At 53.5% G+C, this 13,536-nt stretch carries 10 protein-coding genes; 7 read left to right on the top strand and 3 right to left on the bottom strand.

Annotation, left to right across the window (positions count from 1 at the left end):
• Nucleotides 1-191: 191 nt before the first annotated feature.
• From VD17_RS29525 to VD17_RS29495, 6 genes are all read left to right on the top strand, one after another.
• The gene (locus tag VD17_RS29525) at nt 192-845 is read left to right on the top strand and encodes a peroxiredoxin (RefSeq protein ID WP_033056703.1); all 654 of its coding nucleotides are present in this window, start codon (nt 192-194) and stop codon (nt 843-845) included.
• A gap of 551 nt (nt 846-1,396) precedes the next feature.
• The gene (locus tag VD17_RS29515; protein WP_046056921.1) at nt 1,397-1,894 is read left to right on the top strand and encodes a hypothetical protein; all 498 of its coding nucleotides are present in this window, start codon (nt 1,397-1,399) and stop codon (nt 1,892-1,894) included.
• Between the two features lie 458 nt (nt 1,895-2,352).
• Nucleotides 2,353-2,910: a polysaccharide biosynthesis/export family protein gene (locus VD17_RS29510; protein ID WP_046056920.1), complete on the top strand. Its 558-nt coding sequence runs from the start codon at nt 2,353-2,355 to the stop codon at nt 2,908-2,910.
• 86 nt (nt 2,911-2,996) lie between these two features.
• Nucleotides 2,997-4,052, top strand: a complete 1,056-nt coding sequence (locus VD17_RS29505) for a hypothetical protein (protein WP_440130592.1) — start codon at nt 2,997-2,999, stop codon at nt 4,050-4,052.
• Between the two features lie 20 nt (nt 4,053-4,072).
• On the top strand, nt 4,073-5,632 hold the full coding sequence (locus tag VD17_RS29500) for a GumC family protein (RefSeq protein ID WP_046056919.1): 1,560 nt from the start codon (nt 4,073-4,075) through the stop codon (nt 5,630-5,632).
• A gap of 68 nt (nt 5,633-5,700) precedes the next feature.
• Nucleotides 5,701-6,432, top strand: a complete 732-nt coding sequence (locus VD17_RS29495) for a CpsD/CapB family tyrosine-protein kinase (RefSeq protein WP_259674614.1) — start codon at nt 5,701-5,703, stop codon at nt 6,430-6,432.
• Between the two features lie 44 nt (nt 6,433-6,476).
• On the opposite strand, the gene galE is transcribed toward VD17_RS29495, so the two are convergent.
• Nucleotides 6,477-7,454 carry a UDP-glucose 4-epimerase GalE gene (galE, locus tag VD17_RS29490; RefSeq protein ID WP_046056917.1) on the bottom strand — a complete coding sequence of 326 codons (978 nt, stop codon included), beginning with the start codon at nt 7,452-7,454 and terminating at the stop codon, nt 6,477-6,479.
• Nucleotides 7,455-7,655: 201 nt separating this feature from the next.
• Here galE and VD17_RS29485 point away from each other — a divergent pair, with 201 nt between their 5' ends.
• Entirely contained in the window at nt 7,656-9,302 is a 1,647-nt protein-coding gene (locus VD17_RS29485) for a phosphoethanolamine transferase (protein WP_046056916.1), read from the top strand.
• Nucleotides 9,303-9,366: 64 nt separating this feature from the next.
• Here the strand turns inward: VD17_RS29485 and VD17_RS29480 are convergent, their stop codons facing one another.
• A complete protein-coding gene (locus VD17_RS29480; protein ID WP_046056915.1) occupies nt 9,367-11,991 on the bottom strand; it encodes a glycosyl hydrolase family 5 in 2,625 nt (874 codons plus the stop codon).
• Between the two features lie 5 nt (nt 11,992-11,996).
• Nucleotides 11,997-13,520, bottom strand: coding sequence for an O-antigen ligase family protein (locus VD17_RS29475; protein WP_046056914.1), 1,524 nt, complete (start codon nt 13,518-13,520; stop codon nt 11,997-11,999).
• Nucleotides 13,521-13,536 lie beyond the last annotated feature (16 nt).

The following is a 13,536-nucleotide window of genomic DNA, read 5'->3' as shown; positions in this document are numbered from 1 at the left end:
TTCCAAGTGACTCGCTGTAAGAGCGAAACCGCCAGCCGCCGTTACCGCAGATTAAGTGAACAGCATTTCAATAGGTCCGGGCATTTACCCTGGCGCCAGTCCTTCGGCGCGGTGCAAAGCGAAGTCTTCAAGGTCTCCTATACTGGATCGTTCCGATAGTTTCCCTACCCTTCACAGCGAGGAGAACGCACATGACCATTCGTATTGGCGACGAAGCACCGGATTTCACCGCCGAAACCACCGAAGGCACGCTCCATTTCCACGAATGGATTGGCGACAAGTGGGCCATCCTGTTCTCACATCCGAAGGACTTCACCCCAGTCTGCACCACTGAACTCGGTTATATGGCCGGGCTCAAGCCGGAGTTCGACAAACGCAACACCAAGATTGTCGGCCTCAGCGTCGACCCGGTCGGTAACCATCAGACCTGGGCCAAAGACATCGAAGAAACCCAGGGCCATGCAGTCAACTACCCCATGATCGGCGACGAGAATCTGGTGGTGGCCAAGCTCTACGACATGATTCACCCGAACGCCAGTGGCGGCGCTCGTACTGCCGTGGACAACGCCACGGTGCGTTCAGTGTTCATTGTCGGCCCGGATAAAAAGATCAAGGCGATGCTGGTCTACCCGATGAGTGCCGGGCGCAACTTCGATGAAGTGTTACGGCTGCTCGATGCTATCCAGTTAAACGCCAAGCACACGGTTGCCACGCCGGTGAACTGGCGTCCGGGTGAGGACGTGATCATTCCTACATCGGTATCCGACGACGACGCGAGGAAGAAGTACCCGGATGGCTTCACGACGGTGAAACCTTATTTGCGTACGGTGGCGCAACCGAAGTAATGGTCAGTCACTCACCCTGTCTTCAATCGCGATGCCTTTTACGCGCATTGCATTGATCTGATCGGCGCGGGTGCCAGGGAGGTTGAGCATGATTCCCTGGCGCAGCGCCGAGACTTCTACAGTGTTCAGGACTGGGAATGCACGGGGAGTCTTTACCTGGCATGCCGTCGTCATGCGTCAAAAACTCTCGTCAGCCGGGTACTTTCAGAAAGCTGCCGATAAACCCCCGCCTTTACAAGCGTCATCGGCGGTCGAGCCGATGCCAATGCCCAGGTGCTTCGTTGCCCGGCGCAAGGCGCTACGCCGGGTCGTGGGCTAGCATCTTGATACGGGCTGACGCCCATGTGTGAAGCTATTTCACATGAATAGAAACCACCGGACTGACGTGCTTGTTGTGGCGTTATTTTGACGCCATCCTCCCTAAAATTAAATTCAGATTTATTATTGTGACGAGCTATTGACGTAATGGCGATGTGCTTATAGGCTCAATTTAGCCGAAAGAGATTCCTCAACCGACAAAAGAATAACCCCCTACGCAAGGAGGCGGTGTTATGCGCTCAACACTTGTCATTAAATTCGTGTTGTTGTCTGTGGTCCTGAATGGTGCGGTCGTTGCTAGTGCTCAGGCGACCAGTTTGGCCTATGAAATTAGTCGCATAGGCAACACTGGCGAGGCGTCAAGTCCTCAACTTGGCACGGCTCTTGAAGAGCATGCGGGTGGCACGTCGCTTACTTTTGGAAAGGGTCTTGGCTTGCCTTCGTTGATCACCGATGTCTACTTCGATGACGCCCATTCTGCCAAATTTAATAGTGTCATTCATAACGCTGACTCAGGCGTGGGTGTATCCGTCAATTCTTCTTCGGGTGACGGATTAATGGCGGCGGTTGACACTAAGCAGTTCAAGATTGATTCATCTCTCCAGGATAAAAATCTGGTGGGGGTATCTGATGTCAACCAACCTAATGCAGTACCGCTTTCTGCGGCAGCCTGGTTATTTTCATCCGCGTTGTTTGGCTTTATTGTGGTCGCCAACCGACGGAAGATATAGGTAGTCTTTAACGTTTTGGCAATAAGGGTTATTTAGACAGTCACTCTGGTGGCTGGGTAAGTACACAGCTTTATGTGTTGTTTTTGCGGATGATGTCTGTCTTACAGTGATACTTTGTTTGTAAGTGTGGATATCAATTAGTTGTGCTGGCAAACGTAGTCATCGTCAGGTTGACAGTGTCGCAGTTGAGCCAGCTCAAGCGGGCAGGGTGTAGTTAATATTGGCGCTAAATACATCGGAGGTGAATTGCTTGCTCCAACCTGTTGTTAAATAACACTATTTTGCTGTTTTGCACTAACGTTCCGGTTTCGGGTGTGTTGTATGGGCGGAATTGACCGCCCAGAAGCTCAAGATGTTTGCTGTTTAGTCGTTGCTTTGGCGTGAAATAGGCTAGAGTGATTTGACTAGGTTTTTTTGTTCTAAACTCCTTGCATGGCTACTGAGACGGAGGGATCCCGATGTTCCGTTCATTGATACCTGTGCTTTGCGCGCTGGCTGTTTGGCCCAGCATTTCCAACGCCGTCGAAAACGACCCGACTTACCGGCTGAGTCCGGGAGATAACCTATCTGTTTCCGTGTGGGGCGAAGACAAGCTCAAACAGGATGTACGCGTACTCCCCGATGGCAGCATTACTTTCCCGCTGGCAGGGCAAGTCAATGTGGCGGGGCTTGATGCCACCGCTGTCGCGAAGCAAATCGCTGCCAAGCTTGAGGCTTTCATACCTGATCCGCAGGTGAGCGTTGTCGTCACCGGCACCGAAGGTAATCTCGTCTACGTCCAGGGCAAAGTGCTGAAGCCCGGCACCGTGCATATGTCAGGTCAAACGTCAGTGCTGCAGATAATAAGCATGGCGGGCGGGCTCGACAAATTCGCCGATAAAGACGACATTAAGGTCGTGCGGCTCAATGGGGCCAGACAAGAGATCCTGCGCGTCGACTACAGCGAGTTGATGTCAGGGAAAGACATGACCACCAATTTTTTACTTAAAGCCGGCGATACGCTGGTCGTGCCTTAGCCTTGTGCGAGGCACTAGGGATTACTTTGCTTGGATTTCGAACTACCGGGGTTGCGACGGCAATCCTGGCTTTGTCGTGTTCGGACATGGCCTATGCTGCTACTTGGCAATCAGCAATAGCAGTGCCTTCGACGGTCGAGTACGACAGCAACCCACTGCTGCTCACGAGTGATGAGAAGGGGGTGACCCGTACCATCATCGCCCCCGATTACAGCCTCGTGGGTACTTCCGGACGGGATGAGTTCCAGTTCGGTCTCGGGGTAAATGTCGTGCGTTCGTCGGATACGTCCATCGTTTCGGACCGTGAAGACCCCAGGTTAAAGCTAGGGTGGCAGCGCGAGACCGAAACGGGTGCTTTTGGACTCACGGCGAGATATGAAGAAAACTCTACGCTTTCCACGGTGGTTCAGGAAACCGGCGTAGTTGCCTCCGATGGAACGCAAAAGATGTATCTGGTGGGCGGCAACTGGAGCACTGCTCTCAGCGAGCGAAGCACCCTGGTGAACGAGACTGACTACACTCATGTCACTTACGATATTAATACACTGACCAACTATGACGAGCTGGCGACCCGCTTCAGCTGGAACTATGCATGGAGTGAGCAGGTCGAGCTGTTCACCCGTCTTGGCGTGAGGCGCTATGAGCCGGAGCAGGGATCTGCGGTGGCTTCCTCAAACAGCTACACCCCCACGGTCGGCTTGAATGTCCAACTCTCCGAGCGGTTTAAGGGGACGGCCTACGTAGGTCTCAACCAAGTCTCCGGCACAGGTAGCGGGCCCAAAGGCCAGGGCGGTTTATTGTTGCAATATGCCGGTGAGCGTATTGATACCAGCATCGACGCCAGTCGTAGCACTCTCGCCAGCGGGGACGGTGGTTTCGTCGAGGTTGATGCCCTGAGGGGAACATGGAGCTATGCCGTCGACGAGACCCGGCGCACCGGTTTCGATGCCTCCTGGCAAGACGCCAAAGGCCGGACGCCTAATACCCTGAAAAATTACAGTGCCTGGTTTAGCCAAGAACTCTCGCCTTTTTGGATTGCACGCCTATCCTACACATACAAACAACGCCAGCAAGATGGCTTGCCGGATGCCACTGCAAACGTCGTCGGGCTGATGCTGACTTATAGTTATCCCGGTCTCTGACATTCAGCTGTGTGAGAAATATGGCCTCTGAATACGAAATGTCGTTCAACGACTACCTAGCTATCATCAAGCACCACGCCCTGCTGTTGATCGTGAGTTTCGTGGTCATACTGGGCGTGTGCATAGCGGTAGCGATCTCTCTCCCGCCGACCTATGAGTCATCCGGCACGATTCTGGTGGAGTCTCAGCAGATTTCGCCAGACCTGGTGTCGGCCAACAACAATACCTTTGCCGATGAGCGCATCGAAGTCATTCGCCAGCGCGTGATGACCCGTGAGCATCTGGAGGGGATCATCAACAAATACAATCTTTTTGCTTCGCAAAGTCGGCAACTGAGCGTTACCGAGAAGATCGAAGAAATGCGCAATGCGATTGTGGTCTCCCTGGTCAGCGCTGCCGTTAAGGGGCGCGGAGAGGTGACGATTGCTTTCCGTCTTTCCTTTGAACACAGGGAGCCAGAGATTGCGAACAAAGTTGCCAAGGAGCTGGTGACGCTGTTTCTGGATGAAAACATCAAGCAGCGCACCGAGCGCGCCAGTGAAACGACAGAGTTCCTGACGCAGGAGGCGGACAAACTCAGGGTGGAACTGGAAGCCCTTGAGAACCGGTTGGCGGACTTCAAACAGGCACACAGCAACGCGCTGCCCGAGCATCAAGAGCTGCGCATGAATATGTTGACGCGCGCCGAAACCGAGCTCAAGGAGGTCGACCGTGACTACAAAACTGCCCGTGAGGAGTTGCGCTTCAATGAGTTGGAGCTTTCCGCCGCGAATGCCGGGCTAGCGACCAAGCCTGGAGCACCCGGTGCGGCAGTTGATAAACCACAGGATCTGGCTAGCCTCAAAGCCGAGTACACCCGGTTGCAGTCGCTGTATACGCAAGCCCACCCTGACGTGCGTGCCGTCAAACGCAAAATTGCTGCACTTGAGGCTGGCAAAGGTGCTGATGGTGCAGCGTCGGTCAACCTGGACGTTGCCAAGGCCCAGGCGCGGATCTCCGCAGCAGAAGCACGTATCAAGTCGTTGGCCGATCAAAAGCAGCAAATACTCAGCAAAATAGCCGAATACGAGGCACAAATTCTTGAGACGCCGCAAGTCGAGCGCGGCTTGGTCACGGTGATGCGTGACCATGATAATGCTCGTAAAAAATATGAGGAGATTCGCACGAAGGAAATGAGTGCGAAAATTTCCGAAAGTCTGGAGCAGGAAAACAAAGCCGAGCGTTTTGTTCTTCTGGAGTCACCGCTGATGCCCGAGAAGCCAGTACGGCCGAACCGTAAAAAAGTGGTTGCCATGGGTTTCTTGCTTGCCCCGGTGGGTGCTGGCGCATTGGTGATGCTCCTCGAGATGATGAGTCAGCGTGTGCGCGGTGCCCAGGCCTTGGCCGCCGTGCTGGGTAGACGTGTATTGGTTTCCATTCCCTACATTCACACCAAGGCTGAACTGGCACGCCGCAGGAAGTGGCGAACGCTATTGATCGTCTGTGGAGTCGCGACAATCGCGATCTTTCTGGTGCTCCTGCACTTCCTCTACATGCCTCTGGATCTTCTGATGTTTAAAGCTCTGGGCCGGTTTGCATAAGGAATATAGCCATGGAAATGTTCAATCCCGATACCGAAAAAGCCGAGCAACAGACCTCGTCAAAAGCCATGACACCGACCGCGCAGTCCACAGGTCTGAATGCACTCAGTTATGTGCAAACCAAAGTTGTACCTTTGCGACCCGATCACCTTGAGCGCCACCGTATTGTGGCTTACAACAAAAATTCGAATATGGGCGGGGCATTCGATCTACTGCGTACACAAGTGCTAAAGATCATGGAAGAAAATGGCTGGCGCACGCTCGCCATCACCTCGCCGACTCCAGAGGCAGGCAAGACGGTGTTGGCTATAAACCTGGCAATGAGTATCGCGCATCACACGACCAAGACGGCGTTACTGGTGGACTTCGACTTGCGTCGTCCGAAGGTGGGTGAGTATCTGGGTCTGCCGATGGATAAATCGCTTAATGAATTGTTGGCCGATGAAGCTGAACTGCAAGAAGTACTGGTCAATCCGACCTTGCCGCGCTTTGTAGTCCTGCCGACGCGTGAGCCGATTCCTCTTTCCACCGAGGTGTTGTCATCGCCTGCAGTGAGCCATTTGATTGCTGATCTGCGCGAGCGCTACAACTCACGCATCGTGATTTTCGACTTGCCGCCGTTGTTGAGTTCGGATGATGTGATTAACGTCTTGCCCAGGTTCGACTGCGTCCTGCTCGTTGTCGCTAATGGCTTGAATAGCAAGAAAGAGATCGAGGAAAGCCTGCATCATCTTGGGACAGCCAACCTGATTGGCACGGTGTTGAACAAAGCCGAGCCCGAAAACCGCTCTTACTACTAGAGCATCACCCGCAGGAGATCGGCGCTATTGGCTAGCGCCGACGGTCAGTGCCAAGGGTACTTCTGCTCCCAGCTCCAGGCGTGCGCCACTATCTGTTCAAGTGAGCCAAATTGCGGTTCCCAGCCAAGTAATGTGTTGGCCCTGCGGGGATCGGCCACAAGGCGTGGTGGATCGCCCGCGCGACGTGGCGCGTCGATGACAGAGATATCCTGGCCGGTCACGTAGCGCGCGATATCTATCACTTGCTGTACTGAGAAACCTTGACCGTTACCGAGGTTGAACGCCGTGCTTGCACCTCCTGCCAGCAGATAATCCACAGCAAGCGCGTGAGCGGCAACGAGGTCGACAACGTGGACGTAGTCGCGAATGCAAGTGCCGTCAGGTGTGTCGTAATCACGGCCATAGACGGTGATGGTTGCGCGCCGTCCAGAGGCTGCTTGCAGGATCAGGGGCAGCAGGTGGGTTTCCGGTTCATGGCGTTCACCTAACTGTCCTTCAGGGTCTGCTCCGGCGGCGTTGAAGTAGCGCAGGCAGACCGATTTCAGCCCATAGGCGCGGTCGAAATCTTCAAGCATCTGCTCCACCATCCACTTGCTGCGACCATAAGGGTTGATCGCGGCCTTGGGATGCTCCTCGTCGATGGGTACATACACCGGGTCGCCGTAGACGGCGGCGGTCGAGGAAAAAATGAAGTGTTTAACCCCGGCGCGAACCATCGCCTGGAGCAGCGTCAGGGTGGCGGCGACGTTGTTCTGATAGTACTTGGCAGGTTCAGCGACGGATTCGCCCACCTGTATAAAAGAGGCGAAGTGGAACACGGCATCGAAGTGGTGCCCCGCAAACAGGGTGTCCAGGGCTTGCGCGTCGGCTATATCCAGTTCGACCAATGTCCCGCCACTCAACGCGCTGCGATAACCCGTTGAGAAATTGTCTGCCACCACAAGTTCGTGACCTGCACTCAGTAGCTGCTTCACCATGTGCGAGCCGATATAACCCGCGCCACCCACCACCAAAAATTTCATCCTGATCTCCGATTTCCTGGGCACTATTGCTGTGCAAGCGCAGATTGCAACGACAACGCGATCCACCTGACCATTAATAGCCGAGGCTCGCTACGTTTGGAACGCCAAAGGAGAGAATATTTCGAACACGATACAGCGAACGCGCCAATTGGAGCTACCCTCTGAGGAGGCATATGGGTAACCTGCGAGAATAATTATCAAATGAAAAACTCTGCCAAAGTTATCGATTACTCATTAAAAATATTTAAAGCAGAATGGCCAAATTTAGTGTTGTGGTCATTTCTGTTGTCGCCGTTGATTGTTAGAACGCTAACAAACTATCAATACTCTAAAATTGATTTATTGGTCGTTTACACCCTTGGCATGTCGGTGTTGTGGCTGTTGGCAATTAGATTCATTTCATCCAATCAATTCAAGGTTCACCTCATTCTACTGCCATTCTATTTGGTAGCAGCCATAGACCTCTTTTTGGTTTTGAATTTCAACTCGAGATTAACAGCTGCCTATATATTTATTGGTTTGACAAACTTTCAGGAGGCCCGCGAGTTTCTGCCGACCTATTGGCAGCCCATCAGTATCGTTTTGGTGATTTTGATATTTTGCTATGGGGCTGGATTAGTCGGCCTGCATAAGCGCGAATTCTATAAAAACAAAGGTGTTTTTGTTTTGGTTGTCAGCGCCTTGGTCGTGGGGTATGGGGCGTATTTTTATAAAACCGTCAAGCTTAATTCTTTCGGGAAATCTGCAGTCATGGATCTCCTGGCAAAAGATCAAAGCACGCCAGCAGGTTATTTGTCGCAAATTACCCTTACTGCAAATTTGTATTTGGGGACGGGGGAGCTTATCAAGCGCCGTCGGGAATCTGAGGTAAAAATAACCAGCCTGTCGGATCAATCAAATATAGAAACCATTGTTTTTGTCATCGGTGAGTCATCACGGCCGCAGAACTGGTCCCTCTATGGTTATAACAAGGAAACTACGCCGAATCTCGGTAAGCAGGCGGGGATTTTCAAGTTTAATCAGATCTGCACGACAGCCCCTTATACCTCGTTCGCGGTTCCTTCAATGCTGAGCCTTGAGCCTATATCAGATTGGGACGCCATTGCGTCAACCAAATCATTGGTGGGTATATATAGGGCAGCTGGGTACATGACTTATTGGTTGTCTGTACAGGAGGTTGATAGTTTCGGCGGAATAATTCCACAAATAGCTGCAGAGGCACAATACCGTCAATATTTTGAGAGAAGCTATGATGGAGCATTGATTACAGAATATGAAGAAATACTCAATAAAAGTGACGCACAAAAGAAAGTCATCTTCATTCATGTCAAGGGTAGTCATTTCGAGTATTCACGCCGATACCCAGAGCAGTTCGATAAGTTCAAGCCGGCAACAGACAGCTTCAAAGACAAAATCACCGCAGAGTATGACAATAGTATTTTGTATACTGACTGGCTGTTAAGCACCCTTATTGATCAATTGAAATCAAGCAAAAAGCCATCTGTCCTGTTTTATTCATCGGATCATGGTGAAAACATGATGGATGACAGTCGGGGGCTCTTGGGTCATGGGATTGGCAATAAATATGACCTCCCGGTGTCGGCATTCATCTGGGCATCCGATAATGTTTCAAGCCCGCAATCGCTCAAGCTTTTAAAGCTGAAGGAAAGAGAAAGCCAGAAAGTCAGCATGTCGTCCTTGCCTCATACGCTTTTAAATATCACAGGGGTTTTTACGAATAACTACAAAAGTTCGGATGATTTATTAAGCGATGATTTTGTATCGTCGAAATGTCCACATCTGCTTGGCGCAGGCTATGTTCCATCGTTTGATTTTGACGCCCTTTAAATAGCCCTCGCGGAACAACACCGCAAGGTGTTGTTCCATCAAGTTGAGGTCGGCTGCGCATCGCCTAAGGTTGTGCTTGCGTGACACCCTTTTTCAAAAACAACCAGTTCGACGCCTGCAATCCGTCGAACTTGATTGTATAGCGGCCATCAAGGTAGGTCGCGGGCAGCTTCTTCATTTGCCCCAGAATGCCGTGGGTGAACAGCGTCAAGCCTTGCGGCGCCTGGATGGTTAGCGTGCCCTCGAGAGGCTCAACGTAAAAAGGTATTTTGTCGACGTCCTGGGGGATGGCACGGGTGCCTAACGAAATCAGTAAATCCTGCGATCGGCTCAAAGGCGCGTCGTCCAGACTTTGCACCACCACACTGGCGTTGGCGGTCTTCACTTGAACCTGAATGTTGCCAAGGCTGATCGACTCGCCGCCGATCCAGCCGGTAGCGGCCTGGGTACGCGGGGTGTTGATGGTGTAGATGCCTTGTTTCCAGTTGCGCTTCAGCTCTCCCGTGTCTGTCGTGGACTCGCTGGCATTGGCGTCCAGCAGCGACTGGTCAGGGTCATGGAATTCCTTCGCATTGCCTGGGATCACGCTCTGTTGCAACCAAGGCAATTCCGGCGTCTGTGGCATCGCGATTTCCAGCTTGCCTTTCTCCATGGCTGTGCGCAGTAGAGCGGAGTTGGCCGGTGTGATCATTTGGTTGAACAGGGTGCCTGGCGTCGGTGCGAAGACGTAGGTCGTTGTTGCTTCGCGAACGTCTGCACGGCGATAAAGCAAGGCGGCGGCGGGCAGGGTGGCCAGCATTGCAGGGTCGTTATAGGCGTGCCAGTTGTTGGCACTCATCCCTTGGGCTCCCAGGGGTTCCTGGCTGTAGGCATATTGCATCAGTGCATCCCAGCCCTGATGGCGGGCGGTGCCGGCGATATAGAGTGGCAATGAGTGCCGGTCTGGCGTCGGGAAGGGCTCGTTGTTCCACTCGGTGACGGTCAAGGGTTTGCCGATGACCTGGCCGGCGGCAATCCAATTCACTATGCCGTCGCTGTAGAGCGGGTTTTTCTCTATCTGTCCCGAGCCCCCGTAGCTATGGACATCTATTACGTCGCCGGCAGTCAGCGCTGGCAGGGAGTTCAGACCATTGCGGCCCCAGCTACTGGTTGTGGCGATGGGGACCTTCACGCCTATTCCACGCAGGTGTTGAATCATGTCGACGTTGAAACGTCGCTCCAGATCGTTAAGGAACATCTTGGAGGGGCCTGGCTCCCAGGAGCGCCAGGTCTGGTCTGCAGAAAGATTGTGCTGTTTGGCAAAAGCCTCGGCCTCTGCCATGTAGACGCGGTTGTGCTTCGGCAAATTCTTGTCTGGCAACAGGGCGTTGCCGAAGTGGTTGGTGACGTCGTTTTCGTTGGTAATCAGTACGGCGGCGATCGCCGGGTCGTCTTTGTAGGCAAGACCGGTATAGCTGTTTACATGGGTCATGTAGGCTTCGGCAAAGCGCTTCATGGCTTTCTGAATGGTGAGATTCACATAGGAATAGCCCTTGAGATAGGTGAAATTTCCCGCTTCCTTTGGCAATTCATCGAAGCCAAAAATGTTGTCGTTTTCAGTAAAGACTCGCTGGACGTGCAGATCGAGCCACACATAAATGCCTTCGTCTTTCAGGCACTTGATCCACCAGTCGATTTTTTTTAGCGATTCCGGGCTCAGTTGCTGGGTGCTGCGCGTGACCCGGCCGTCGCCAAAGATGTTCGGGAAGACCCATGGCGAGTCATGGTGGTGCAGTCGAACAAGGTTGAAGCCCAGAGCCGACAGGCGTTTGGCCTGCAGCTTGATTGCATCGTCTGACGTTTGGAACAGCGAGTAGGCCGAAAGGTTGGTGCCCCAGAAACGCGCCTCAGAGTTGTCGGCAAATAGCAATTGCTCGCCGGAGGCTTTGATGAAGCCGCGCTTGCCTGCAGGTTTTTCCTGAGCGTTGAGAAAGGACAGGTCGACCGGCGAGGTTTTCCAGTCGAGCTTGTCTGTCGGCCAGCTCTTTGGGTCTGACAACCCGAAGCGCTCGGTAGTGGTTGGGCCGATCGCCACATCGCCAGAAATGCTCAAGGTGGCGGTGAAATCCAGGCGGCCAGGTTTGATCGTGTTCTTGAAGAAAAAGGCACGCACCTCGGATTTACTGCCCGGTTCAAGGTACACACTCGCCAGCGCGGGTTCGAAGCGCATTTCGATGCGTCGCCCTTGTGCATTGCCCCAGGTCCAGCCGCGGTTGTCGGGTAGCAAAGCGGGCTCGCCCATTTCTCCAGCAAAAAGAGCGGGGTCGAATTCGAAGACGATGCCGCCACCTGAAACGCCGGACTTCATGCTGTGTGCATCCACGGCAAAGGTCCAGGTCAGCTTTTGCTCGTTTTGCTTCTGAATCTGCGCAGCCAAGTCGAAGTCCAGCGCTTTGTTTTTACCAGCAAGGGAGTATCGATAAGGGGTATTTACCTTGAATTCGGTCTGCAAATACGTCCAGTCCCAGTTGCGCCCAAAGAACGAGAATGTCGTAGCAATTGCCGGACTGCCTCCACGCTCCAGCATTGGCAGGCCGTTGCGTTCATCCACACTGACGACCCAGTCCGAAGCCCAGGTACGAAACGGCCAAATAGCAAAAAACATCAGTAGCAGGATCAGTATCTGGGGACGTCGAAACAACTGGACCATGGGTTCTACCTGAATTGGAGGTGGGCGCTCGCCGTGACGGCCGTCGAAGTCTGCTTGAGCCTGCGTGCCATCTGAGCGTAGGCGACGCCAAGTCCAGCCACCGACCAATACACCACGGGGATGACCGTGATACTGCTAACGGTAACGATGGTGATCAGGATCCCGGCCAGTGTCGCCAGAAGTGCACGTCCGAGTCGGCGTGCCTCATCGTCTTCGTTGGGGAACGAACGCATCCCCTTGCGGATGCCCTGCAGAACACTGGCGAAAAAAACCACGAAAAGCGTCAAGCCAATCAAGCCGAACGACAGTGCTATGCCGATATAGGTGTTCACGATATCGATGATCCCCTGGCCCTGAATCATGGACTGCATTTCCGGCGTGTTGCGGAAATTGAAAGAACCCAGCCAAGGGTTGCGCTGGATAACGATCATGGCGTTATCAATCAAGCGCTGCCGGTAGGTGATATTTTCCACTTCCACCGTGCCGATAAACGGTAGCAGATCAAGGACTTTTTGCCCGCCCGGCACGATGGCCAGCAAGGGAAGGGCGAGCGCACCGGCGGCGCCCAGCAGCATCAGGCGTTTGATCGCTTTACGGCCGGTGCCGATGAACACGACGATGATCACGGCTGCACCGATCCAGGGGCCACGCGACAGCGGCGCGAACAAACCACCGGCGAGCAACAGTGCGCCGAGGCTGCGCTGCAATTTGCTACGTACAGCCTCCTGCAAGTACAGGTAAAAGCCGATGGCCACGCTGATGACAAAGCCCAGCGCAATGGCCTGGCCGGTCGTGGCGCTGGCGCGTAATGAGCCACCGCGACTCAAGTAGCCGGGATCCCATTGCATGCCCATGGCGTAGACAACCGCGCTGTATAGCTGCCAGTGCTTGGAATATTCGAAGAGACCTATAAGCGACAGCAGCATGGCGGCGAGGACAAAACCGAACAGAGCGTCCTTGAAGTCGCTGAGGTTCTTCAGCGCCCGGCTGGCAACGTAGTAAGGCAAAAAAACTTCGAGGAACAGGTAGAGCATTTGGCGCAAGGTGTCGGTGACAGTGGTTTCGCGCAGGAAAAGCAGGCTCGTCAGCAGGAGGTAGGCGGCTATCAGTTTGTCAGGCCAGGTGCGCCCGAAAGGGACCGTGTCGGCGCGTTTGCGCAGAACCAAAAAAGCCGGAAGCAACACACACAGTGCCAGCAGACGAATATGGTTAAGGGCAAAAAAATAGTTGATCAGGCCGAAGCCCGGAATCTCCGCGGTGGACGGCGGGATAAGAAACACCAGAAGGAAAAATAGCGCCACGGGATTGCGTTCGCGATTTCGTGCGAAGGTCAAAACGATTGCGGCAATGCCTGCGTACACCCAGAAACTGTGCGAAAAAAATGCCAGTAGCGTCAAGACGAACCACAGATTGCGCCGACGAGTGAAATCACGGTCGGGGATCAGGTCTGCTGCGGGTCGACGTGCCATGGCAAAAACGACAACAGCAAGGACCAGAATGACGATTAACGCTCGGAAGTGCTCAGGCATGGATGATTGGACTTAT

The organism is Pseudomonas fluorescens (assembly GCF_000968015.1).
Classification (GTDB): domain Bacteria; phylum Pseudomonadota; class Gammaproteobacteria; order Pseudomonadales; family Pseudomonadaceae; genus Aquipseudomonas; species Aquipseudomonas fluorescens_W.
Note: the sequence above shows the minus strand (reverse complement) of the source record. Positions and strands in the feature narration are given on the sequence as shown.